The organism is Pseudomonas cichorii, from assembly GCF_015471405.1.
GTDB lineage: Bacteria > Pseudomonadota > Gammaproteobacteria > Pseudomonadales > Pseudomonadaceae > Aquipseudomonas > Aquipseudomonas serbiensis.
Map to the genome: position 1 here is coordinate 16,122 of NZ_BLVZ01000024.1, position 22,794 is coordinate 38,915.

The 22,794-nt window shown below is 58.8% G+C and carries 22 protein-coding genes and 1 pseudogene; 7 read left to right on the forward strand and 16 right to left on the reverse strand.

The genetic code is table 11. The features are described 5' to 3' along the window. Positions 1–198 precede the first annotated feature (198 nt). A complete protein-coding gene (locus JL015_RS26805) occupies positions 199–1,275 on the forward strand; it encodes a 3-deoxy-7-phosphoheptulonate synthase (protein ID WP_201002453.1) in 1,077 nt (358 codons plus the stop codon). A 64-nt stretch (positions 1,276–1,339) separates the two neighbouring features. On the opposite strand, the gene JL015_RS26810 is transcribed toward JL015_RS26805, so the two are convergent. Next, positions 1,340–1,621, reverse strand: coding sequence for a GNAT family N-acetyltransferase (locus JL015_RS26810; protein WP_201002454.1), 282 nt, complete (start codon positions 1,619–1,621; stop codon positions 1,340–1,342). Between the two features lie 614 nt (positions 1,622–2,235). Between JL015_RS26810 and oprI the strand changes: the two genes are divergently transcribed. Then, complete coding sequence (gene oprI / locus JL015_RS26815; protein WP_002553018.1) at positions 2,236–2,487, forward strand: outer membrane lipoprotei OprI; 252 nt, start codon at positions 2,236–2,238, stop codon at positions 2,485–2,487. 119 nt (positions 2,488–2,606) lie between these two features. Here oprI and JL015_RS26820 read toward each other — a convergent pair whose 3' ends face one another. The 3 genes from JL015_RS26820 to JL015_RS26830 form a co-directional block, all read right to left on the reverse strand. Further along, complete coding sequence (locus tag JL015_RS26820; RefSeq protein ID WP_201020601.1) at positions 2,607–3,572, reverse strand: L,D-transpeptidase family protein; 966 nt, start codon at positions 3,570–3,572, stop codon at positions 2,607–2,609. Positions 3,573–3,667: 95 nt separating this feature from the next. After that, positions 3,668–3,949: a hypothetical protein gene (locus JL015_RS26825; RefSeq protein WP_117164303.1), complete on the reverse strand. Its 282-nt coding sequence runs from the start codon at positions 3,947–3,949 to the stop codon at positions 3,668–3,670. 56 nt (positions 3,950–4,005) lie between these two features. Next, positions 4,006–4,611: an arylesterase gene (locus tag JL015_RS26830; RefSeq protein ID WP_201020602.1), complete on the reverse strand. Its 606-nt coding sequence runs from the start codon at positions 4,609–4,611 to the stop codon at positions 4,006–4,008. Positions 4,612–4,621: 10 nt separating this feature from the next. Between JL015_RS26830 and JL015_RS26835 the strand changes: the two genes are divergently transcribed. Together JL015_RS26835 and JL015_RS26840 are read left to right on the forward strand one after the other, a co-directional pair. Next, on the forward strand, positions 4,622–5,305 hold the full coding sequence (locus JL015_RS26835) for an ABC transporter ATP-binding protein (protein WP_122317868.1): 684 nt from the start codon (positions 4,622–4,624) through the stop codon (positions 5,303–5,305). Then, positions 5,305–7,812 (forward strand): ABC transporter permease, encoded by a 2,508-nt coding sequence (locus tag JL015_RS26840; protein WP_201020603.1) that lies wholly within the window; start codon positions 5,305–5,307, stop codon positions 7,810–7,812. Before JL015_RS26835 ends, JL015_RS26840 begins: the two co-directional genes overlap by 1 nt. Positions 7,813–7,873: 61 nt before the next feature. On the opposite strand, the gene greB is transcribed toward JL015_RS26840, so the two are convergent. From greB to JL015_RS26865, 6 genes and pseudogenes are all read right to left on the reverse strand, one after another. Continuing rightward, on the reverse strand, positions 7,874–8,347 hold the full coding sequence (gene greB, locus JL015_RS26845; RefSeq protein WP_201002464.1) for a transcription elongation factor GreB: 474 nt from the start codon (positions 8,345–8,347) through the stop codon (positions 7,874–7,876). Between the two features lie 142 nt (positions 8,348–8,489). Further along, complete coding sequence (locus JL015_RS28205) at positions 8,490–9,359, reverse strand: methyl-accepting chemotaxis protein (protein WP_374063557.1); 870 nt, start codon at positions 9,357–9,359, stop codon at positions 8,490–8,492. Further along, positions 9,360–10,523: pseudogene (locus JL015_RS28210) on the reverse strand (HAMP domain-containing protein); the annotation flags it as partial. A 376-nt stretch (positions 10,524–10,899) separates the two neighbouring features. Continuing rightward, complete coding sequence (locus JL015_RS26855; RefSeq protein WP_201002467.1) at positions 10,900–11,208, reverse strand: class I SAM-dependent methyltransferase; 309 nt, start codon at positions 11,206–11,208, stop codon at positions 10,900–10,902. Positions 11,209–11,441: 233 nt separating this feature from the next. Continuing rightward, entirely contained in the window at positions 11,442–11,876 is a 435-nt protein-coding gene (locus tag JL015_RS26860) for a DoxX family protein (RefSeq protein ID WP_201002469.1), read from the reverse strand. 104 nt (positions 11,877–11,980) lie between these two features. Next, entirely contained in the window at positions 11,981–13,408 is a 1,428-nt protein-coding gene (locus tag JL015_RS26865) for a transglycosylase SLT domain-containing protein (RefSeq protein ID WP_201020605.1), read from the reverse strand. A 165-nt stretch (positions 13,409–13,573) separates the two neighbouring features. Here JL015_RS26865 and JL015_RS26870 point away from each other — a divergent pair, with 165 nt between their 5' ends. The 3 genes from JL015_RS26870 to JL015_RS26880 all read left to right on the forward strand — a co-directional run bounded on the left by JL015_RS26870 (position 13,574) and on the right by JL015_RS26880 (position 16,430). Next, on the forward strand, positions 13,574–14,398 hold the full coding sequence (locus JL015_RS26870) for a TatD family hydrolase (protein WP_201020606.1): 825 nt from the start codon (positions 13,574–13,576) through the stop codon (positions 14,396–14,398). Between the two features lie 98 nt (positions 14,399–14,496). Continuing rightward, a complete protein-coding gene (locus tag JL015_RS26875) occupies positions 14,497–15,972 on the forward strand; it encodes a methyl-accepting chemotaxis protein (protein WP_201020607.1) in 1,476 nt (491 codons plus the stop codon). Between the two features lie 95 nt (positions 15,973–16,067). Continuing rightward, the gene (locus JL015_RS26880) at positions 16,068–16,430 is read left to right on the forward strand and encodes an Mpo1-like protein (RefSeq protein ID WP_201020608.1); all 363 of its coding nucleotides are present in this window, start codon (positions 16,068–16,070) and stop codon (positions 16,428–16,430) included. 20 nt (positions 16,431–16,450) lie between these two features. Here JL015_RS26880 and JL015_RS26885 read toward each other — a convergent pair whose 3' ends face one another. The 6 genes from JL015_RS26885 to JL015_RS26910 form a co-directional block, all read right to left on the reverse strand. Beyond that, positions 16,451–17,248 carry an acyl-CoA thioesterase gene (locus tag JL015_RS26885; protein WP_201002478.1) on the reverse strand — a complete coding sequence of 266 codons (798 nt, stop codon included), beginning with the start codon at positions 17,246–17,248 and terminating at the stop codon, positions 16,451–16,453. Positions 17,249–17,361: 113 nt separating this feature from the next. Further along, entirely contained in the window at positions 17,362–18,123 is a 762-nt protein-coding gene (locus tag JL015_RS26890; protein WP_236250287.1) for a CHAD domain-containing protein, read from the reverse strand. A gap of 229 nt (positions 18,124–18,352) precedes the next feature. Then, positions 18,353–20,353 carry a transglutaminase TgpA family protein gene (locus tag JL015_RS26895; RefSeq protein WP_201020609.1) on the reverse strand — a complete coding sequence of 667 codons (2,001 nt, stop codon included), beginning with the start codon at positions 20,351–20,353 and terminating at the stop codon, positions 18,353–18,355. Further along, positions 20,350–21,333 (reverse strand): DUF58 domain-containing protein, encoded by a 984-nt coding sequence (locus JL015_RS26900; protein ID WP_201020610.1) that lies wholly within the window; start codon positions 21,331–21,333, stop codon positions 20,350–20,352. Before JL015_RS26900 ends, JL015_RS26895 begins: the two co-directional genes overlap by 4 nt. After that, positions 21,303–22,220, reverse strand: coding sequence for an AAA family ATPase (locus JL015_RS26905; protein ID WP_201002484.1), 918 nt, complete (start codon positions 22,218–22,220; stop codon positions 21,303–21,305). The genes JL015_RS26900 and JL015_RS26905 overlap by 31 nt, the downstream gene beginning before the upstream one ends. Before the next feature lie 197 nt (positions 22,221–22,417). Continuing rightward, positions 22,418–22,696 (reverse strand): hypothetical protein, encoded by a 279-nt coding sequence (locus tag JL015_RS26910; protein ID WP_025260601.1) that lies wholly within the window; start codon positions 22,694–22,696, stop codon positions 22,418–22,420. Between the last annotated feature and the right edge of the window lie 98 nt (positions 22,697–22,794).

Below are 22,794 nucleotides of genomic sequence, written 5' to 3' on the forward strand. Positions count from 1 at the left end.
TCACGGCGAGAGCAAGCGGCTATCCTTGCTTCAAGTACTGTCTTTATTACAGCCCGACAGCCTCAAAGCCACGTTTACCCATTGTCGAGCAACAGGGTAACGCGCTAAGGTTCGGCTCCCCGATACGCTCAACCATGCTGAGCACCGCCGCAAGAAACACTGCGGGCGGCCAATACCCGTGACCTGATGAGTAACACGATGGCTGATTTACCGATTGACGACCTCAACGTTGCATCCAACGAGACTCTGATCACGCCGGATCAACTCAAGCACGAAATTCCTCTTACCGAGAAGGCCCTGCACACTGTAAGCCAGGGCCGGGAAGTGATCCGCAACATTCTCGACGGCAAGGATCATCGCCTGTTCATCGTGATCGGGCCATGCTCGATTCATGATCTGAAGGCAGCAAAAGAATACGCCGCACGCCTCAAGACCCTGGCTGCCGAACTTTCGGACACCCTGTATCTGGTCATGCGCGTGTATTTCGAGAAGCCACGTACCACCGTCGGCTGGAAAGGCCTGATCAACGATCCGTACCTGGATGACTCCTTCAAGATCCAGGATGGCCTGCACATCGGCCGTCAATTGCTGCTGGACCTCGCGGAAATGGGCCTGCCAACCGCTACCGAAGCGCTGGACCCGATCTCCCCGCAATACCTGCAAGACCTGATCAGCTGGTCTGCCATCGGCGCCCGCACGACCGAATCCCAGACCCACCGCGAAATGGCTTCCGGCCTGTCGTCGGCCGTGGGCTTCAAGAACGGCACGGATGGCGGCCTGACGGTTGCAATCAACGCCCTGCAATCGGTTTCCAGCCCGCATCGCTTCCTGGGTATCAACCAGGAAGGCGGCGTTTCCATCGTGACCACCAAGGGCAATGCCTATGGTCACGTGGTACTGCGCGGCGGCAACGGCAAGCCGAACTATGACTCGGTCAGCGTCGCTCTTTGCGAGCAGGCACTGAACAAGGCGAATATCCGCCCGAACATCATGGTCGATTGCAGCCACGCCAACTCCAACAAGGACCCTGCCCTGCAACCTCTGGTCATGGAGAACGTCGCCAACCAGATTCTGGAAGGCAACGAGTCGATCATCGGCCTGATGGTGGAAAGCCACCTGAACTGGGGTTGCCAGGCCATTCCCAAAGACCTGTCGGAACTGCAATACGGCGTATCGATCACCGATGCCTGTATCGACTGGGAAAGCACCGAAAAAACCCTGCGCAGCATGCATGCCAAGCTCAAGGGTGTACTGCCGGCCCGCAATCGCGGTTAACGGTCACGCACCAACGAAAACGCCGGGCATATGCCCGGCGTTTTTCATGGTGCTGGATGTGCCTTCAGATCTTGGCAGCCTGGCGGTGGTGGCGCTCCATGTAGCGCTCAACATACGAGCAGGATGCAATCACGGTGTACCCCATGCTGTCGGCATAATTGAGCGCCTGTTCGGTCAGGGCAGCCGCAATGCCCCTGCCACGCAGCTCGTCCGGCACGAAGGTCCGGTAGAAATCCAGGGTCTGTTTTCCCAGGTCCATATAGGTCAGGTAGGCACGATGACCTTCAACGTTGACTTCAAATTGATGGCCAGTCTTATCATGGTGGATGGACAACGCCTCGCTCATCACTACTCCTCGCGGGTCTTGGATTTTGACCCCTACCTTACCGATGTTTTTCCGGCGAAGGAATATCTACGCCACCCCGTGCCTGCCTGGACACCGAGAAAAGGATTGCAGATCTCCAACAAACAGCACCTCCAAATAGTAGGCGTCCTTACAGAAGATGCTCAAGCATATCGATCATAAAATGCATGTTCGACCCAATATTTACGGGCGCGGTTGAACCAGTCCTCGCCGGATGTTGTCGATTGAGACGTCCATGAACATTGAAAGTCACCGCAGTCCTTTTAGATAACCTGCCTGTTCAAGAGCAAGGCGCGACATTGGACATGAAGTGGCCGATATGAAGCCACAGCACCCGGATTCCGGGTCATGGCAGCACGTGTCTTCTTGAGCCAGGCGTTCGTCAGAGCCACTGTCCCACGCTGACGCGGCAAAGTGGATAGTTTTTATACAGATTGCATGAGAAGTAGTACGGAACACTTTCAAAGCCAAGAATTTTATCCCTTCTTGCGCTTCGTCAGTTTACTTACTACAAACAATGGGTACTATGTACGCCGGTCATTTTCTCACTTTCGAGAGATGACTAATTTGAAGAAAAGTCCTTGAAGGGGAACACGATGAACAACGTTCTGAAATTCTCTGCTCTGGCTCTGGCCGCAGTTCTGGCCACCGGTTGCAGCAGCGTCTCCAAAGAAACCGAAGCTCGTCTGACAGCTACCGAAGACGCAGCAGCTCGTTCGCAAGCACGTGCCGACGAAGCCTATCGCAAGGCTGACGAAGCTCTGGCTGCTGCTCAAAAAGCTCAGCAAACTGCTGACGAAGCCAACGAGCGCGCTCTGCGCATGCTGGACAAAGCTAGCCGCAAGTAATAATCCCTCGGGATTGTTGAAAAGGCTGACCCGTTCGCACGGGTCAGCCTTTTTATTGCCTGCGATTCAGTATGCAGGCCTTGACCAGCCCGCTCAGGCTGGCCAGGACTCAAGACAGCTTATTGAAAGATCACCGGGGCTTCGGCAGCCGCTGGCGCAGTGCCCGGAACCGCGATCTCGACCGGCATGCCATCTTCGGCAGCGACCACATCACGCACCAGATCCCAGTTCATGCGCAGGTTGTTGGCCAGATCCTCACGCTTGAGCAAGGCATTGATGACGCCAGTGTGCTTGTCGACCACTGACGGATTGCCCTGATCGTCCAGCGGAGTGTGGGCTTCCAGATACACCTTGCCGCCACTGATACCGAACTTGTAGGGCTCGCTGATGATTCGCACCGTCGTGCCCACCGGCGCCATGTCTGCCAGCTCCAGTACGTTGTTGTTGTACATGCGGAAGCAGCCATGGCTGGTGCGCATGCCGATGCCGAACTTCTTGTTCGAGCCATGGATCAGGTAACCGGACATGCCCAGCCCGAACTTGAACGGCCCCAGAGGGTTATCGGGACCGGCAGGCACGACGCTGGGCAGGATGTCGCCATCGGCCGCGTGCTCGGCGCGAATCGACGCCGGCGGTGTCCAGGTCGGGTTCGGCGTCTTGGCGATCACCTTGGTCACACCGATCGGCGACCCCCAGCCTTCGCGCCCCACTCCCAGAGGATAGGTATGTACAACGTTCTGGCCCTTGGGGTAGTAGTACATGCGGTATTCGGCCAGATTGATGACGATACCTTCACGCGGACCCGGCGGCAGAATGAAGCGGGTCGGCAACACGATATCGGTGCCAGCGCCCGGCAACCATGGATCGACGCCAGGGTTGGCCGCGATCATCTCCAGATAACCCAGGTCGTACTTTGTGCCGATATCGGCAAAGGTATCCTCGTAGCGAGCCTTGATCACCTGAACCTGCCCGATGATGTCCTCTCCAGGCGCAGGCAATGGAAACTCCAGTGCATTGACAGAGCTGGCCACACAGAGAGCAGCAAGCGACAGACAGCGGGTAACGGCTGGAATGCGCGACAACATCCGGGGAAATCCTTCGGCTAAACGGCGAATGGGGAAAGTAATGAAGTGTACACCGGCGCTTACAGAACCGGGAGACAGGCGCAGGACAGAGACAGCTACAGTTCAGGCCAGATCGGATGCATCCCGCGCCGCTGAGCGTCGAGAATCGCCTTGCACAACGGGCACAGCCGCTCATCGGTCAAGGCCTGCTGCTCGACCCCCGACCAGCGTGGCTGCGCCGGAAGCAAGGTGCCGCACAAGGTACGATCGATGGAGCCGCCCAGCTCCAGCTGTCGCGCAATCAGATGCACCCTGACTTCCTGGCACGCGAACAGATCGAGCTGTTCATCGGGCTCGATCATTTGATAGGCATATAGGGACCAGGCGGGACGCGGCATGGGGGGCTCCAGATAGGGGGCGCCACATTAGCCGAAAGACCCCGCCTAGAAAAGCCTCAAAGCAGCGGTTTCAGGCTCGGCCAGACATTATCAAGCAGCATGGGTTGTGCCTTGGCGTTGGGGTGAAGCCCATCGTCCTGCATCAGCGCAGCCACACCGCCTACACCTTCAAGCATGAAAGGCACCAACGGGATGTCGGTTTCCTGGGCAACCTTGGGGTACACCTCGGCAAAGGCCGTGGTGTAACGAGGGCCGTAATTGGGCGGTATCCTCATCCCCAGAAGCAGCACCTTGGCACCGGCCCCCTTGGACTGCTGAACCATGCTCGTAAGGTTTTGTTGCAATTGGGCTGGCAGTTGCCCGCGCAGCCCGTCGTTGCCGCCCAATTCGAGAATAACCAGCTCGGGCTTATGCTCTGCAAGCAGCGTAGGCAGCCGCGCCAGGCCTCCGGCACTGGTGTCGCCACTGATCGACGCATTGACGACTTTATCGGTGTGTCCCTCGCTGCGCATGCGCTGCTCGAGCAGGCTGACCCAGCCGACACGGGTATCCAGGCCGAAAGCCGCGCTGATACTATCTCCAACGATCAATACCGTGCCCGCCACTGCCCCTTGTGACAGCAGCAACAAACCCAGGCCAGCACTTAAAAACCACGCACGCATCGGACTCTCCATGAGTGAAAGTATTCTCAGTGCTCAAAGCCTCAGTAAAGTGGTCCCCAGCACCGAAGGTGACCTGACTATCCTGCACGAACTCTCTCTGGAACTAAACAAGGGAGATACGCTGGCCATCGTTGGTTCCTCAGGTTCCGGCAAATCGACGCTTCTGGGCCTGCTGGCCGGGCTGGATCTTCCCAGTGCCGGTGCCGTGACCCTTTCGGGACGCAACCTGAGCCAGCTGGATGAAGATCAGCGCGCCAGGGTTCGTGCCGAACACGTCGGCTTCGTCTTCCAGTCGTTCCAGTTGCTCGACAGCCTCAACGCCCTTGAAAACGTCATGCTGCCCATGGAGCTGGAAGGCCGGAAGGATGCTCGCGAAAAAGCGCGCAGCCTGCTGGAGCGTGTCGGACTGGGCAAACGCCTGACCCATACGCCGCGCCAGTTGTCCGGTGGTGAACAGCAACGGGTCGCGATTGCCCGCGCCTTCGCTGCCGATCCGGATGTGCTGTTCGCCGACGAACCGACCGGCAACCTGGACAGCCACACCGGCGAGCGCATCAGCGATCTGTTGTTCGAGTTGAACAAGGAGCGCAATACGACGCTGGTACTGGTCACCCATGATGAGCGCCTGGCCCATCGTTGCCGACGCCTGATCCGTCTTGAAGGTGGGCGTCTGGTCGCCCCTCTGGAGCCTTGATGGCACGCCTGCCCTTTGTTCGCCTGCTCAGCCTTGCTGCCCGACAACTGCTGCGCGATGCCCGCGCCGGCGAGTTGCGGGTGTTGTTCTTCGCGCTGCTGGTCGCTGTAGCCGCCAGCACCGCCATCGGCTACTTCGGCGCACGCCTCAATGGCGCCATGATGCTGCGGGCTACAGAGTTTCTCGGGGCCGACCTGATCCTCGAAGGCTCAAGCCCTGCCCGCCCGGAACAGATAGAAGCGGGCGAGCAGCTCAAGCTCGACCACGCGAAAATCGTGCTGTTCTCCAGCGTAATCGCTACCGATAGTGGTATTCAGCTCTCCAGCATCAAGGCAGTGGATGACGTCTACCCGCTGCGTGGCGACCTGAAAAGCGCTCCCGACCTCTACCAGCCTGAACAGATCGGTAACGGTCCCGAACCGGGAGAAGCCTGGGCCGAGGCACGACTGCTGCCGGCGGTAAACCTGAAGATCGGCGACAACATCGATGTCGGCTCCAAGACCTTGAAGCTGACCCGCATCCTCACCTACGAGCCTGATCGCGCCGGCAACTTCTACAGCCTGACGCCACGGGTGATGATCAACCTGCAAGACCTTGCCGCCACCGGTGTCGTGCAACCGGGCAGCCGGGTCGAGTACCGGGAAATGTGGAGCGGGCCTCCCGAGGTTCTGGCGGCCTATCGCAAAGCCATAGAGCCAGGCCTTGAACCTCATCAGGAAATCAAGGACGCCCGGGACGGCAGCCAGCAGATCGGCGGCGCACTGGGCAAGGCCGAGCGTTACCTGAATATGGCGAGTCTGGTGGCCGTACTGCTGGCCGGTGTCGCGGTTGCACTCTCGGCATCGCGCTTCGCCGCCCGACGCTTCGACTCCAGTGCGCTGTTGCGTTGCCTGGGCCTGTCCCGTGGCGAAACCATGACCCTGTTCAGCCTGCAACTGGCGATCATCGGCCTGCTGGCCAGTTTGAGTGGAGCCTTGCTGGGCTGGCTGGCGCAACTGGGCCTGTTTGCCCTGCTGCAAAACCTCTTGCCGGCCACCGTACCCGCTGGCGGTCTGCTGCCCGCCGTTGCCGGGATCGGTACCGGTCTGGTCGCATTGGCCGGCTTCGCTCTGCCGCCGCTGGCAGCCTTGGGCCGCGTACCGCCATTGCGCGTATTGCGCCGGGACATGCTGCCGATTCCGGCCAGTTCCTGGCTGGTCTACGGCGCGGCCTTGCTGGCGCTTGGTCTGATCATGTGGCGTCTGAGCCTGGATCTGGTCCTGACCTTCGCCCTGCTGGGTGGCGGCATCGTGGCCGCGCTGGTGCTGGGCAGCCTGTTGCTGCTGGCGCTCAAGAGCCTGCGTCGCCTGCTTTCCGGTGCCTCGCTGCCATGGCGGCTGGGGCTGGGCCAGTTGCTGCGCTATCCATTGGCCGCAGCCGGTCAGTCGCTGGCATTCGGGCTGATCCTGTTGTCCATGGGGCTGATAGCCCTGTTGCGCGGTGAATTGCTCGACACCTGGCAGAACCAGTTGCCCAAGGACGCACCGAACTATTTCGTGCTCAACGTCCTGCCTTCCGAGAAAGAAAACTTCGCCCAGACCCTGAGCCGCCTGTCGACCCACTCTGCCCCGCTCTACCCTGTGGTGCCGGGCCGTCTGGTGAACATCAACGGCGAACCGGTCGGCAACTTCGTGACCAAGGACTCACGCGGCGAAAATGCGACCCGCCGCGATCTGAGCCTGACCTGGGCGGCCAATATGCCCGAAGGCAACAGGCTGACTGCCGGTAACTGGTGGGCACCTGCCACTGCTGCTGACGCCAAGCCTGGAGTCTCGGTGGAAGCCAAGCTGGCAGACAGCCTTGGAATCAAGCTGGGGGACAACCTGAGCTTCATCGTCGGCGGCCTGACTCGCGAAGCCGTGGTCACCAGCCTGCGGGACGTGAATTGGGATACCTTCCAGCCCAACTTCTTCATGATCTTCCAGCCCGGCACCCTCACCGACCTGCCGACCACTTACCTGACCAGCTTCTATCTGCCGCCCGGCCAGGACAAGCAGATCGTCGAGCTTTCCCGTGCCTACCCGGCCATCAGCATCCTGGGCGTGGAAGCCCTGCTGGCTCAGGTGCGCAGCATCCTCGATCAAGTGACCCTGGCGGTGCAGTTCGTGCTGCTGTTCGTGCTGGCAGCCGGCATTGCCGTGCTGTTCTCGGGCTTGCAGGCGACTCTTGATGAGCGTATCCGCCAAGGTGCCTTGCTGCGCGCCCTGGGGGCCGAGCGCAAGCTGCTGATCAAGTCTCGCCGCATCGAGTTCGGCCTGCTTGGCGCAGCCAGTGGCCTGCTGGCCGCGCTGGGCTGCGAACTGGTCAGTCTGGTCCTGTACCGCTACGCCTTCGATCTGGCCTGGCAACCGCATCCATGGCTGTTGTTGCTGCCACTGATCGGTGCCCTGCTGGTGGGCGGCGCCGGTGTGTTCGGTACACGTCGCGCCTTGAATGCCAGCCCGCTGACGGTGCTGCGCGAGGGTTGAGCCTTTCGCGACTGAATTCGCTCCTACACAATCTGCGTAGGAGCGAATTTATTCGCGAACATTATTGGCCGTAAAAAATCTCATTGATCCACCACAACACCTCTCCGCCAGGTGTCTGCACCACCGCCTCGTCGCCCACTTCCTTTTTCAGCAGCGCACGGGCCATGGGTGAGTCGATGGAGATGTAGTCGTTGCGACCGTAGATCTCGTCATACCCCACGATCCTGAATTTCTTGATCTCTCCCGCCTCGTTTTCAATCTCGACCCAGGCCCCGAAAAAGACTTTGCCTTCCTGCTCGGGGGAATAGGCGACGACACGCACATCTTCAAGCCGCTTGCGAAGGTAGCGAACCCTGCGATCAATCTCGCGGAGCAGTTTCTTGTTGTACTGGTAGTCGGCATTTTCACTGCGATCCCCCAACGACGCCGCCCAGGTGACTTTGCGGGTGGTATCGGGACGCTTTTCTCGCCACAGGTAATCCAGCTCCTTTTTCAGAGCCTCATGACCTTCCGTTGTAATGATGTTTGTAGGCAAAAGAGGAATCTCGCAGGCAGTGTTTGCAGCGGGGGTAGGGAAACAGAGGGGGATGATAGTAGAAGTTGCAGGCTGCAAGCTGCAAGCAAGAGCAGGAAGGAGCAGGCCTTTCAGTATCTGGTGACTGAAAGGCCTGTGAAGCTTACCTGGCGAACTGGAAGCGGCCGACCACGGTGCGCAGTTCGCTGGCCAGTGATGACAGTTCGTCCGCCGTCACGGCGTTATCGTTCACACCGTCCATGACCACCAGACTGCTGTTGCGTATGCCTATGACGTTACGGTTGATGTCCTCAGAAACCGAGTGCTGTTGTATGGCTGCACTGGCGATCTGGGTATTCATGCCAACGATTCCGTCCACGGCTTCGTTGATCTGTTTAAGGGTGCCTGAAGCCTGCTCAGAAGCATCGAGACAGGCATGCGCACGGTCCTGACCGGCTTTCATCTGCTGCACGGCTTCGTCGGTAGCGCCTTGCAGTTGCTGAATGATGCGGCGGATTTCCTCGGTGGAGTTCTGTGTGCGTGAAGCCAGAGTGCGCACTTCGTCTGCCACCACGGCAAAGCCTCGGCCCTGCTCACCTGCTCGCGCCGCTTCAATGGCCGCGTTCAGGGCCAGCAGGTTGGTCTGGTCAGCGATGGTGCGAATCACTTCGATCACGCCGCCGATTTCCATGCTGTGGGTGGCCAGGGCTTCGACTTTTTGCCCGCTGATTTGCACTTCATTGACCAGTGCTTCGATGGTTGCACGGGTTTCACCCATGACTTGCAGGCCTTTGGCCGAAGCATTACTGGCTGCTTCGGCGGCACTGGCAGCACCTTCGGTGTTGTGCGCCACGTCGGCCACGCTGGTGGTCATTTCGTTGATCGCCGTGGCGACCTGCTCCGTCTCGGCCTGCTGGGCATCCATGGATTGCTTGGCCTGGCTGATCGAGCGCTCCAGACGTTGCGCGGACTCGGAGACGGAATGCGAACTGCGCTCGACCTGGCTCAACGAATGGGAGAACGCTTCGACCATGCTGTTCAGGCCTGTGCCGACATCCCCGATCTCGTCACGACTGCCAACCTGCACCCGTGCGCTCAGGTCGCCTTGAGCAATGCGTGCAGTCACGCTGAGCAGTTCTTCCACGGCGCTGCGCAACGCATTGTAGATGCCTGCAAAGGCATACAGCAGCAAGACACCGAGAGCGACGAACAAGCCGATAAAGAACAGACGCTCATTGTTACGGTCATGAAGGCGCGTTGCGAGCTGGCCCTGCAACGAAGCCTGCATCTGCTCCTGAGCCTTGTAGAACTGCGCGACCACGGCATTGCCACGCTCGCCCAGAGTATTGGCGCTTGCGTTCGGGCTCTTGCTCGGGTCCAGGTAGTCCATGAGGTCGCGATTCAGGTTTTCCAGATCAGTAAAGGCCACGGTGACGGGTTGCTCCACCACATCGGCAAGTTCCGGCTCCTCACGACGCAGCAGACGCAGGCTCTGCTGCAACTCCTGACGGATCTGGGCTTCCTGCTTCATCAGGTTCAAGGCAAAGGCACGAGTGGTTTCGTCAACCTGACGGTCAACGCTGAAACCGTTGGCCAGACCACGAATCTGCCCGACCACGTTGATTTGCCGCGGCAGTCGCAACGTGCTCAGGTCGATCAGGAACAGCGAGCCATAGTCTTCATCCAGAATCATTCCCGAGGTGGCCGAGATGTAATAGATGAAGCCCAGCACGTTGGTCAGTTGATCGTTCCAGGCGCTGAAAATAGCCAATGGTTCCGCGCCGGGGGCCTTGGCGCGCTCTATCAGTTCACGGGTGTCGGCACGCAGTTTCTGCACCCGACCGGCTGTTTCCAGTTGCTGGCCGACCTTGGCATCCAGAGTTGCCAGGTCGTTGAACGCTTGCTCAAGCTTCTCGGCATTGCGAGCGACATCGGCTTTGGCGCTTTCATTGCCACTGAGCATGCTGTGGGTCAGCGCACGTTGCATCATGGACATTCGCAACACGGGGGTAACATCCAGCAGGTAATGCTGGCCCACTTGTTCATGACTCAAGGTATCGATGCTGGTGTTGAGTGTCTGCATGACTCGGGTACCGAGAAAAAGCAGAGGTATGAGGACAATAATTCCCAGGATAAAAAACTTCATGGGAAAACGGACTCGGTTTGTTACGTAAACGGCAGGAGTCAAAATATTCATCGGGTTCTCGTCCACTAAATTATTAGCGACAACCGTTCAGCGCCCTCTTGAGACGATCCCTTTCTCGTTTATGTTGAATTATTTATTCGAAAAATCGGTACGTCAGGCTTTGTACGAAAAGTCGGTGAGCTGCAATAGACAATGCAAAGACAGGCAATGAGTGGCCGGAGTCACGCTCTGGTTCCCGCGCACCAAAGCGTTGTAGGGGATTTACAGTGCAGAACCAGACTGAAACGCCTTATACCGTAGAAGCGAATTTATTCGCGAGACGTTATTGATGGAGATAAATTTGCTTTGGATATACGTGCGTCTCGCGAATTGATTCGCTCCTACCCGGTAATTCCATTTAATTGATGAGCAAGTGGCCCGGTTTGTATTAACCCAGTGTAATCAGGCCCTGTCGGGCAATCCGTGTCAGATCATGAATCATCTGTTCGACATTGCCGGCATCCGGTGTCTGGATCACGGCCAGGTCGAACTGGTCATTGGCGTAATGAGCCAGCGATTGGGTCGTATCGGCAAATTGAATAAGAAAGGCACAGGAGCCGCCGCGACGTCGAGGCCAGCCATCCAGATAACGCAATAACGTCGGCTGATGCGAACCACCCAGCAGGATTTTCGGATTCTTGCGGGACAGCACGGTAGTGATCGGGGACAGGCGAGCGAGGGGGCGCAGGTTGTTCATGGTGTCTTGTCTCAGCCTCGGATGGTCCGCTGGGCAGCGGTGGGAGGCAACACCGAACCAACGTTTTAGCGGTATTTCGACAAGGTCTGTGCCTTGCCTGGCGCCCCGCAAGTAGTTGTTAAATCGGCGCCTGGTCAGCATCCTAGAGAAGCCACTGGCTAATTGTCAAATGCCATCAGCAAGAAAGGCCCGCCTTTCACAAGGCGAGCCCTTCTTGATGCGCATGCCGCTCTTCACTTGGCGATGGCGCGATCCACCGACAGTTTGCCCGCGCCTTCGATCAGGATTGCGATAGCGCCGCCGAGCAAGGCCAGTGCGAACTCATAGCCATTGTTGGACATGAACAGGCCATTGCCGATGTGTACCGAGAAAATCGCTACCAGCAGCAATACCGCCAGGCCCAGTGCCGCCGGGCGGGCCAGCAGGCCGATCAGCACGGCCAGGCCACCGAAGAACTCGACACTGCCCGACAGCAGCGCCATCAGGTAGCCCGGATTCAGGCCCTGGCTTGCCATGAACTGCGCCGTACCTTCCAGACCATAGCCACCAAATGCACCGAACAGCTTCTGGCTGCCGTGAGCGATGAAGATGATACCGACGATGATGCGCAATACAGTCAGGCCATAGCCAGCGCGAGTGGAGAGTACAGATTTGATGGTTGCGTTCATGGTGAGTTGTTCCGTTACTGATTAAGTGGGAGTGGCGCCATCATAATCAAATCAACCAATATGAAAATTGCAAAAAACGCTGCATAACAATCGAATTATTCGATCTATCTTCTGATGACGTACTTTTCAGACCCCTCTTTCTCCAGCGCTCCCCTTTCCCGATCAAACGCCAGGTAGTACTTGTTCACGCTGTTCACGAAGCTGACTACACCAGCGCCACCCTGCTCCATGGCGATGCGCTCGGTCTGGAAGAACCACTGATTGGGATTGAGCCCGCGACGACGCGCCTCTTCACGCATGCTCTGCACCCGCTCCGGCCCAAGGTTGTAGGCCGCAAGGACAAAAGCCATGCGCTCACGCTCATTGACCCTGGGGCTGGCGAAATACTTGCTGCGGATCAACGCCATGTAACGCGCACCGGCCTGTACGTTCTTGTCCGCATTCTGGATATCGGAAACACCGACCCGCTTTGCCGCCGACGGAGTGATCTGCAACAACCCCGTGGCACCGCCACTGCCTTTGGCCTGCGGGTCCAGCTTCGACTCCTTGAAAGCCAGCGCTGCCAGGTCCAGCCAGTCCATATTCTGCGCGTCGGCATGGCGTTGCAGCATGGGCCGCAGTTTTTCCAGACGCTGAAGATTGGTGCGCACCAACGGGTTGTTGACCCGATACATGTTCTTGTAGGCCTTCTCGAAGGCCACGTCCTGATTGGCGGAAGGCTTATAGGTCTTGAGGAAGTCATCGATGCTGGCACGCAGCATGGCTGCGTCCTGGCGCACGAACCAACTGATGTCGTCATGGGTGCGCAGCGTCAGGTTTCGGTCCAGACGCAACCTGGGCATGACCCTGGCCCAGCGTTCGGCAATCGGCTGCTCCACCAGTGTCAGGGGATAGATACCCGCCTGGACCATCTCCAGTACATCTTCAACGGCAAGACTGGGATCGACCCACTCGATTCGCACCGGCGCCAGTTTGCGCAATGCCAGCTGCTGATTCACTTGATGCAATGCTTCATCGGCCATGCTGCCAGCGGGCAGGCTCAGGGTGCGCCCTGAAAGCTGATCGACATTCTTGAAGCTGCGCCCGCCCCTGACACCTACCAGAATCAGCGGCACGTCACGGATGATCGGCTCGCCGGCATTGATACCCTTGGCGCTGGCGGTATCGAGCAGTTCACCGGGCGCGACCAGATCACCCTCGCCACGCTGCAAGGCGGCAAGCAGTTGATTCTTGGCTTTGGGGATGACCTTGAAGGTCACTTTCTGGCCATTGCGTGAATGACCATTGAGGTATTGTTCAAACGCTTGCAGGCGTTGATATTCAATGCCGATTTCCTGCCCCTTGACGTCTCCCGAACTGTTGCGGCTTTGATTGACCAGCACCCGCAGCACTTTACTGCTGCGAATTTCCGCCAGATCCCGAACCTGGGTTTTATGCTGCGCAGCCTCCGGACCGGCCTGACGGGCAGCCGCTGACAAAGGCGACAGCGCCATGAGGCAAACGATAGGCAAAAGCAGGGCTCGGACGGTCATTCACTCTCCGGGGAAATGCCAGAAAAGACAGAAAAAAGGGTTGTTCAAGGAAGCGCTATCACTAAAAACGTTAAACCTTTCGGCCTAACCTGCTGAATGCATTGCATTTTCTTTTTATTACCGAAGCTCTGATATCCTCGGCAGCCTTCGGCTGGAGGTAGCACCATGCAACTCATCGACATCGGCGTCAATCTCACCAACGCAAGCTTCGACTCTCAGCGACAAGCGGTCCTCGACCGGGCCTACGCTGCTGGCGTGTCGCAACTGGTCGTCACCGGCACCAGTGTCGAGGGCAGCGAACAGGCCCTGGAGCTTTGCCATGAGCTGGATGAAAGCGCCTTGCAACTCTTCAGCACCGCTGGCATTCACCCCCATTCGGCGAGCGATTGGACACAGGACACCGAACAAAAGTTGCTGGCCCTGCTCAAGGAATCTCGCGTGCGGGCAGTCGGTGAATGCGGGCTGGATTTCAACAGGGACTTCTCGCCTCGTCCCCAGCAGGAAAAGGTTCTTGAGGCCCATCTGGCCATGGCGGTGCAGTTGCAACTGCCCGTGTTCCTGCATGAGCGTGATGCCAGCCAGCGTCTGCTGGAAATCCTGCGCGACTACCGTGATCGCCTGCCTGCGGCAGTGGTTCACTGCTTTACCGGCGAGCAACGCGCACTGTTCAGTTATCTGGATATGGACCTGCACATCGGCATCACCGGCTGGATCTGTGACGAACGTCGTGGCACCCATCTGCATCCACTGGTCCACAATATTCCTCGTGGTCGCCTGATGCTGGAAAGCGATGCGCCTTACCTGCTGCCGCGCAGCCTGCGGCCCAAACCGAAAAACGGTCGCAACGAACCGGCCTATCTGCCCGAAGTCCTGCGGGAAGTGGCTTTGCACCGCAACGAGAGTCAGGATGACCTCGCCAGCCATACCACAGCCTGTGCGCGTAATTTCTTTCGCTTGCCCGATTTCGAGGCTTCAGTGAAAGAAATGTGATGTTACCTTGACCCGCATCAACTGTTTGTTTAATGGCTAAGGCATCGTGATGGCACCTTGCTGCACATCTCTAACGATCAACCAAAAGAAGACCACTTATGGGCTCATTGCTTAGCAACCTCTCACTGAAGTACAAGTTCTGGGCCGTTAACGCGGTCGCTTTCATCACCACCCTGCTCTTGGTGGTGTACGCCGTCGAGCTGGAGCAACAGGCTCGGCAGGAAACCGCCAAAGACGCCGCCCAGGCGCAGGCCCGCCTGATTGCCGCATGGCCCGCCGCGCAGCCTTTGCCCTCCTCCGTCAATACCCTGGTCTACGCGCAGGGCCAGACACCCAGCCTGAAAAACCTGCCATTGCCCGAGCTGAGCAATGCAACGGATTGGGTCACGCTGGACAAACAGGCAGGCGAACAGTCCGTGATCGGCGCACAGGTCGTCAGCCGCGCCGACGGTCAGCGCATCGCCGTACTGGCCGTTGCACCTACTGCCGTGCAGGTGCTCAAGGATCGCTTTGCCAACTACGCCATCGCGGTATTCGTGCTGATGATTGCGATGCTCTGCGCTTCGCAATTGCTGATTCGCTTCATCCTCACCCAGCTCAACACCCTCAAGGATGTGATGCTGCATGTGGAGAAAAGCGGCGACCTGTCTGCCCGCGTCCCCAATGGCAGCGACGATGAAGTGGGCCAGATGGCCAAGGCCTTCAATGCCATGCAGGCGGGCTATCAGCGAGTGGTCAATACCGTTTCGCAGACTGCCACACGTCTGGATGAAGGCGCAGCTCACCTGGCTTCCGGCATGAAGGATGTGCGCCACGGCATGCTCGGCCAGCAAAGCGAAACCGATCAGGTCGCCACGGCGATCAATGAAATGACCGCCACGGTCCATCACATTGCCCAGCACGCCAGCACCACACGGGATCAGTCCCAGACCGCAGACAATCTTGCCGGTGGTGGCAAGGCCGTGGTCGATCGTGTTCAGGTTTCCATTGCCGGGTTGTCCAGCGGTGTGCAGCAGACCGCTCAAATGATCCAGCGCCTGGCCGAAGACAGCCAGAAGATCAATGGCGTGGTCAACGTGATCCACAGCATTGCCGAACAGACCAACCTGCTGGCACTAAACGCGGCCATCGAAGCTGCACGCGCCGGGGAAATGGGTCGCGGTTTCGCGGTGGTTGCCGACGAAGTTCGCAACCTGGCCAAGCGTGTGCAGACCTCCACCGACGAAATCACCAGCATGGTTTCAGATCTGCAAGCCGGAACCCGCGATGCCGTGGACTTCATGCAGGACAGTTCCTACAAGGCCGACGAATGCGTGCAGCAAGCCCAGGAAGCCGGTGAAGCGCTGGCCGCCATTGCCGGCGCCGTGGCGCAGATGCGCGAAAGCAATACCCAGATTGCCGTCGCAGCCCAGCAACAAAGCCAGGTGGCCGAAGAAATGAATCGCGCAGTGGTCAGTATTCGCGATGTCACCGAACGCACCGTCACCCAGACCGTGGACTCGGCTTCCACCAGTGACGATCTGGCCACTCTGGCAGGTGAACTGAGCAAGGCCATCGGCCAACTCAAGCTGTAAAGGCCTATCGGACCGATAGTCAGGCTTGGCTCGCGGACAAACGGAGCCAAGCCTATTCTTCACACATTGAAATATGTATTGAAGAGGACAGCAGTATGGGCAAGCGACTCCCCAATCTCCCCACCTGGCAGTGGCGTGGCTATGCCGACAACCATCAGCACCCGGCCAATCTTGTCCTGCACCTGATTGCCGTCCCGCTGTTTATCCTCGCGGTTCTGTTACTGCTCGATGGCATCTTCTCGCTGAGCTTTTCCTCGATTGCCATCGGCATCATCGGCCTGATCGCAGCACTGGGCTTCCAGCGTCACGGCCACTCGCTGGAAGCTCAGGCACCCGAGCCCTTCAGCGACAGGAACGATGCAGTAAAACGTCTGCTGACCGAACAGTTCGTGACCTTCCCCCGCTTTGTTCTGAGTGGCGGATGGTGGCGCGCCTGGAAGCAAAGGCATCGCAAGTAATTCCTGCGCACCTCCAGGGCTTAGCCAAAAACCGTCACAGTCTGTCGGCTGATAGCCACCAACTCACCATCAGGTGCCCACAGCATCGCAGCGGTATGGCCATAACCATCGCGGGCATGCTCGATCACTGCACGGTAGCTGCACCAGTCGAGTGTGTTCAAGGCGGGTTGTGGCTGGACGAACTCGATGGTCCAGGTCAATGAGCTGCCGGGTGCGGGTTTGCTCAAGTGCGGCAAGAGAGCAGGCGGCCAGGTATCGACCATTCCCAGAATATGCGCATGCGTCAGCGGCTCGGATTCGCCATCAACGCGAAAACGTACGTAACCGCCAATGGCTGGCGACTTTGTATTGCTGAACGGCAAACCACCCAATGCCCAGCGTAACTCCATGAAGCGCAGATACTCAGGCATCATGCCACTGATGAAAGGCAGCGCCGGGCAATGCTCCAATGACTTGAGTTCAGGGGCCGGATCGGCCTCGACCGCAATCACCGACTCACGCGGGGCACCAAAACTGCCCTGCATCAGGGTCATCACCTGCCCGTTCTGCACCGCTCGCCCCAGCACCTGGCTGACCGCCTTGCCCTCACGCAATATCTCCACCTCGAAAGAGATCGGAATCTCTGGCTCGGCTGGCCCGACAAAGGTGATCGCCAGGGAACGTACCGGTCTGTCCTGTGGAACGCGGGCGCTCATGGCTTCGTATTGCAAGGCTGCCATCAGCCCGCCAAAACAGGCACGCCCCTGGGACCATTGAGCCGGGATGGTGACAGACTGTGGGTTGTCGCGAACCGCGTTGAGCAGGTCAGAAAAATTCATGGGCACCCCGGTGTAGGAAAAAGCTGACTGAACAGGATCTTAACGACCCCGTCGCCTGCTGACATACGCCGTATCGGCCATATTTGCGGCCTGAATGACACAGATACCCAGAATCAGAAACAATCTTTGGCCAACCGCTCCAATGCCACTTCGGCTTTACGCTCGGCCCGTACGATACCGATCTGCCAACCTGCAATGCAGGGCGCCAGATCCGCTTCTTGTCCGGCCTGCGCCAGCCACTGCAAATGATCGTGCCAGTTACCCAGTTCGCTCTGGGCAGCCTTGAGCCTGGCTTGCAACTTTTTGGGCTGATGGCTGAGTTGCGGATAAGCCTCGGCGGCGTAACGCACGCGCTTGATGAGCAAACGCAGATCGTGACGGTCATGGCCCGGATCAGCCATGGCAACGCGCAGCTTGTGCCATTGCTTGTCCATGCGTTTCTCGATGGTCTTGCGCAGGTCACCCAAACCACCCTGACGCTCCTGCATGCGCAGCATGGCCGGGAACTGATCGAGCATGGTGAGCAACCGGATCAACTCCGCAGACCTCGCCACCTTCGGGCAGGCCTTTTCCAGATATTCATCGCGCTTGCTGGCCGCTTCGCTCAAGCCTTTTTTCGCAAGAAACGCAGCCAGTACCTGCATGTCGCGCAAGGGCGTCGTCAACTGGCCAACCGCCTTTGCCGCCTCCTCCAGCGGCTCGACACTCGACAGCTCGCGCAACGGACGCAACACACTGCGCAGACGACGTACCGTGGTGCGCAGGTCGTGCAGCGCTTCACTGTCGGTGGATACCGCCACACGTGCCTGGCACGCAATCAACTTGACGTCCAGCGCAATGACTTCGGCGATCAGATGATTCACCATCGACGACATGCCTACCCCCTCTGAAAAAACGGTTTATGAATGATTAATGCCGATCAGCCAAGGCATACCTGTGACTTGTGCAGACTTTATGGGAGGGGCCTTGGCCGCAACGACCTGCTTACAGACAACACATTTTCAGCGCCTGAAACCGGGCTGTCGCGGCCAAGACCCCTACCACGGATTGTGACCCCAGCCACCCGTTTTTTTGAAATCAGCCTCTTGACTGATCGGCATCAGTTTATGAATGACTGCCCTTCACGGGCGCCAGACGCCATGGCAAACGACGGCGCAATTGCTTGAGGCACCGACGCAGCTCGCTCAGCGACGCCCCGCTTGCGCCATATCGCTGAGCCTGAAACTCTGCAACGAATGCTTCGATGGCATCGGCATGACGAGGAAAAAACAGCACGGCACGACGACAGAATGCCTCGGCGCCCTCGCCCGGCAGACGGTGTAACCCATGGCGCCCCAGCAAACGCTCGAACGCCTTGAACAGACGAAGCTGCGAATCGCTTTCCCGCTGCCAGGGTTTGAACAGCCACAAGGCTATCAGTGCCAGAACCCCCAGCACACCCCCTACGAAAACCGGCACCTGAAAACCCGAGAACCAGCGGCCCAGCACCTGCAATTGCTGCTGTCCCTGATAACCCAGCACCCAGCGTTGCCAGCCGTAATTGAGGTTGTCCCAGCTCAGGCGCAATGAGTTGATCCAGGCCACGTCCCGATAACGCAACGCCGACATGGGCGAGTCCTGCAGAAATGCTTCATCGGCGGCCAATGCCTGCTCCAGTCCCTGTTCGATACGCTCGGGCGCCACGGCAGCGGTCGGGTCGACACTGCGCCAGCCGACATCCGGCTGCCAGTACTCGACCCAGGCGTGGGCATCGAACTGGCGCACGGTCAGGTATTGTCCATCCGGGTTCAATTCACCGCCCTGATAACCCGCCACTACGCGCGCCGGAATCCCCGCCGCCCGCAACACAAAGGTCATGGCTCCAGCGTAATGACCGCAGAACCCCCGCCTGCTGACGAACAGGAAATCATCGATACTGTCCAGGCCCAGAGGCGCTGGCTTGAGGGTGTAATGAAAAGACTCTTCGCGAAAATACCGCTGCATGGCCTCGACCAATGCATCGGGCTTGGGGTAGCGGCGCAACAGATCCCTGGCCCACTGCCTGGCCTGATCATTGCCCTTGGCGGGCAGTTGCAGGTCCTGACGCTGAATGTTCTCGCTCAATTGCGCATCACGAACCGACAGTGGCCATGAGGTCACCGCGAACATCAAGGCCTGATCGACCGGACGTCTGCGCTGCAAACGAAAATCGCTCATCTGGCGCACCTCGGCCAGATTCGTTTCGCCGACATCAAGGCTTGGCAGCCACGGACGCCCGCTAGGCTCCATGACGATGCTGTAGGTCAACGCATCGCCGCGCTTTTGCCACTGAGGAATCTGGATCGTCTGGGCTCGCAACGATTGCGACCAGCGACGGCCATCGAACTGTTCAAGGGTCAGGCTGCGCCAGTACAACTGATTGCGCGCCGGCACCGGCCCTTTGAAACTGGCACGAAACACCAGGGCTGGCGACTTGCTCAGCTCGGTCAGATCACCCGGCGACATGCTGTCCGACAAGCCGGTAACCCCTTTGTTGCTTGGCTGCGGCAGCGCCCACAACGGGTCAAGACGCGGGAAGAACAAAAACAGCAGCAACATCAGAGGCAAGGCCTGGGCTATCAACTTGAAGCTCAGCTTCAGGCTGTTGACGGGCTTGCTGGCCAGATCCGACTGCTGCAAGCCGATCAGCGCCGCCAGCAATGCTGTAATCGGCAACAGGCTGAACAGTGCCCAAAGCAGGTTGTCCTCAAACAGATAACCCACCACCACACAAAAGAACCCCAGAAAGATCAGGACCAGTGCATCGCGACGGGTCTGGACTTCAAGCATCTTCAGCACGAATGCAGCAATCAGCAGCGCCGCCCCCGCATCGAGCCCCACCAGGCTGCCACGCGCCAGATACACGCCTGCGGCCGTACCGACCAACAGGCCCGATTTGACCCAGTTACCCGGCATGCGGGCTCGCATACGCATGACCTGGACGCGCCATGCCATGCACCCCAGCCACAACAGGATGATGGATACCGGCAGATGAGTGATGAACGGCAGAATGACCAGGGCCTGGGCCAGTAACAACCAGATCAGGCCGGGACGCGGGACAGGTTGCCCGAGGCTGATGCTGTTCATGAGCGGTTGCCGAACAGCGCCAGCTCGCGCAGGCAGGCCTCGCGATGGGCGTCGCTGCTGTCCACCGCCGACAGGAAACCCGGCAAACGCAGTGCAAACGGCTGTTGGCGTTGCGACAGCTCCAGCACCCAGTAACACAGGCGCGACAGACGCTCCTCGATGTCGCCCCCCAGCGCCATGAAATCCAGACACAGCTCATGGCCGCTCAGGTCGGTGAAATCCTTGACCAGCAGACCCTGACCTCGGGAATACGCCTTCCAGTGCAGGCGTCGGCGGTTATCTCCAGGCTGATAGCTGCGCAACCCCTGATAATCATCAACCCCCGCGCCCTGAGTCGCCTGACCATCGTCCTGGGCATGAGGCTGCACGCCCTGAAGCAGCGGCATTGCGCCGGGTATCGGGCGAGGGTAAATCAGGACGCTCTGCTCAAGATCAAGCCAGCTCCATGCCCGGAAAATCCCCAGCGGGAAGACGCTATCGACGCGCAATCGAGGAGCACGCAGCCAGCCTCGGGTTTCGGCGGGCAAGGTCAACTCGACTTCCGTCAGGCCTTCGGCAGACACGTCGCTCTGCTGTAAGCCTTGCGCATCCCATCCCAGGCCAATCGCATGATGGGCATAACCGGCGCTTTCCAGACGCAGGCGTAATTGCACCGGTTCACCGACAAATACCGAACGTGCCAGACCGGCACTGAGCACCAGCCCGCCAAGATTGCGATAGGTATGCAGGATCGCCAGTATTCCCACCGACAGCAGCAGAAAGGTCAGGCCGTACGCCAGGCTGTTCTGGTAATTGATCGAAACCAGCAGCATCAGGAACACCACGAACGCGAAAGTGGCACCGGTACGGGTCGGCAGGATGAAAATGCGCCGATGATCCAGTTTGATGCGCGCCGCCGGAGGAATCCGCCGCCCCAGCCAGCGCTGCCAGAGCGGTTTGAGCTGTTGGATCAAAGCACCGGCACCTCGCGCAGCAGCCACTGCACCAGCGCCCCGCCGCCATGACCGGTCGGGTCGCTACGCTCGCGAAGACGATGACCGACCACAGATGGCAGCACCGCCTGCACATCCTCGGGGATCACATAATCTCGCCCCAGCAACAAGGCCCAGGCCCGCGCCGCTGCCAGAATCGCCAGGCTTGCACGCGGGGAAAGCCCGTAGGCGAACTGCGGCTGACTGCGAGTGGCGTCCACCAGACGCAAGACATAATCCACCAGCGCATCGCTGACCCTCACCTGCCGCGCCTGGGCCTGTAACAGGCCCAGTTCGGCATGGTTGAGTATCGGCTGCAGACGCGGCATCAGCTCACGCCTGGACTGCCCCAGCAACAGGGCTTTTTCTGCTGCGCGGGCCGGATAGCCCATGGAAATGCGCATCAGGAAACGATCCAGTTGCGACTCGGGCAAGGCAAAGGTGCCACCCGAACTGAACGGGTTCTGGGTAGCGATCACAAAGAATGGATCGGGCAACAGTCGCGTCGCGCCCTCGATGGAAACCTGACCTTCCTCCATCGCTTCAAGCAAGGCGCTCTGGCTTTTGGGTGTTGCCCGGTTGATTTCATCAGCCAGCACCAGCTCGGCGAAGACAGGCCCCGGATGAAAGGTGAACTGCCCGGTATCGCGATCGAACACTGAGGTGCCGAGAATATCTCCGGGCAACAGGTCCGAGGTGAACTGGATACGCTGATAGCTCAAGCCCAGTATCCGGGCCAGAGCATGACTGAGGGTGGTCTTGCCCATACCCGGCAAGTCTTCGATCAGCAAATGACCGCCACCCAGCAGACACGTCATTGCCAGACGTACCTGCCCCTCCTTGCCCAGAACCACTTCATTTATGGCACTGAGACATGCATCGAGTTTTCTGCCCATCTGAAAGCCTCTCCAGGCGACTGCTTACAAGCCATTGGGACTGCAAACGATGCCATACGCACAAACACTTTACGGTTAGCGTAGGCCTTTTCGCCAGAGGAGAGAGGAGAATTGCTGCGGGAGATGTGAGATGGTTGTTCGCGAATGAATTCGCTCCTGCCGACGGCGCCGGAGCGGATTCATTCGCTAAAGCAGAGTCAGCGACCGGCTCGGGACTCACGAATATAGAAACGTGCTTTCTCGGCCTTTTGGGTACAACCTTCAAACGCCTCGAATTGTTGCTGGGTCTTGGCACCGGTCAATAGCGACAAAGCCTTGGAGTAACTGACCGTCCCGGCAAAACCCTCGGCCTTGGCCAGATCCAGCTCCTGCCAGGCACTGTCGAGCTGACTGGCGCAGCTATCCCGATACCCGGTCTTGCCGGCGCAACCTGCAAGGACCACGATGAACAATGGCAAACAGATCCAGGCTTTCATGGGGGTGTTACCTCAGAAGTAAAAAAAGAGTGTGCGACTTTGACGATACTTGCCACTAAAAGTGCCGTAAGCAACTGTTTTCATTGCATGGCATTCTG

Bases quoted from the DNA above. Each gene is read 5' to 3' on its own strand.
- JL015_RS26805 (WP_201002453.1), top strand. From the start codon at position 199: ATGGCTGATTTACCGATTGACGACCTCAACGTTGCATCCAACGAGACT.
- JL015_RS26810 (WP_201002454.1), bottom strand. From the start codon at position 1,621: ATGAGCGAGGCGTTGTCCATCCACCATGATAAGACTGGCCATCAATTT.
- oprI (WP_002553018.1), top strand. From the start codon at position 2,236: ATGAACAACGTTCTGAAATTCTCTGCTCTGGCTCTGGCCGCAGTTCTG.
- JL015_RS26820 (WP_201020601.1), bottom strand. From the start codon at position 3,572: ATGTTGTCGCGCATTCCAGCCGTTACCCGCTGTCTGTCGCTTGCTGCT.
- JL015_RS26825 (WP_117164303.1), bottom strand. From the start codon at position 3,949: ATGCCGCGTCCCGCCTGGTCCCTATATGCCTATCAAATGATCGAGCCC.
- JL015_RS26830 (WP_201020602.1), bottom strand. From the start codon at position 4,611: ATGCGTGCGTGGTTTTTAAGTGCTGGCCTGGGTTTGTTGCTGCTGTCA.
- JL015_RS26835 (WP_122317868.1), top strand. From the start codon at position 4,622: ATGAGTGAAAGTATTCTCAGTGCTCAAAGCCTCAGTAAAGTGGTCCCC.
- JL015_RS26840 (WP_201020603.1), top strand. From the start codon at position 5,305: ATGGCACGCCTGCCCTTTGTTCGCCTGCTCAGCCTTGCTGCCCGACAA.
- JL015_RS28205 (WP_374063557.1), bottom strand. From the start codon at position 9,359: ATGGTCGAAGCGTTCTCCCATTCGTTGAGCCAGGTCGAGCGCAGTTCG.
- JL015_RS26855 (WP_201002467.1), bottom strand. From the start codon at position 11,208: ATGAACAACCTGCGCCCCCTCGCTCGCCTGTCCCCGATCACTACCGTG.
- JL015_RS26860 (WP_201002469.1), bottom strand. From the start codon at position 11,876: ATGAACGCAACCATCAAATCTGTACTCTCCACTCGCGCTGGCTATGGC.
- JL015_RS26865 (WP_201020605.1), bottom strand. From the start codon at position 13,408: ATGACCGTCCGAGCCCTGCTTTTGCCTATCGTTTGCCTCATGGCGCTG.
- JL015_RS26870 (WP_201020606.1), top strand. From the start codon at position 13,574: ATGCAACTCATCGACATCGGCGTCAATCTCACCAACGCAAGCTTCGAC.
- JL015_RS26875 (WP_201020607.1), top strand. From the start codon at position 14,497: ATGGGCTCATTGCTTAGCAACCTCTCACTGAAGTACAAGTTCTGGGCC.
- JL015_RS26880 (WP_201020608.1), top strand. From the start codon at position 16,068: ATGGGCAAGCGACTCCCCAATCTCCCCACCTGGCAGTGGCGTGGCTAT.
- JL015_RS26885 (WP_201002478.1), bottom strand. From the start codon at position 17,248: ATGAATTTTTCTGACCTGCTCAACGCGGTTCGCGACAACCCACAGTCT.
- JL015_RS26890 (WP_236250287.1), bottom strand. From the start codon at position 18,123: ATGTCGTCGATGGTGAATCATCTGATCGCCGAAGTCATTGCGCTGGAC.
- JL015_RS26895 (WP_201020609.1), bottom strand. From the start codon at position 20,353: ATGAACAGCATCAGCCTCGGGCAACCTGTCCCGCGTCCCGGCCTGATC.
- JL015_RS26905 (WP_201002484.1), bottom strand. From the start codon at position 22,220: ATGGGCAGAAAACTCGATGCATGTCTCAGTGCCATAAATGAAGTGGTT.
- JL015_RS26910 (WP_025260601.1), bottom strand. From the start codon at position 22,696: ATGAAAGCCTGGATCTGTTTGCCATTGTTCATCGTGGTCCTTGCAGGT.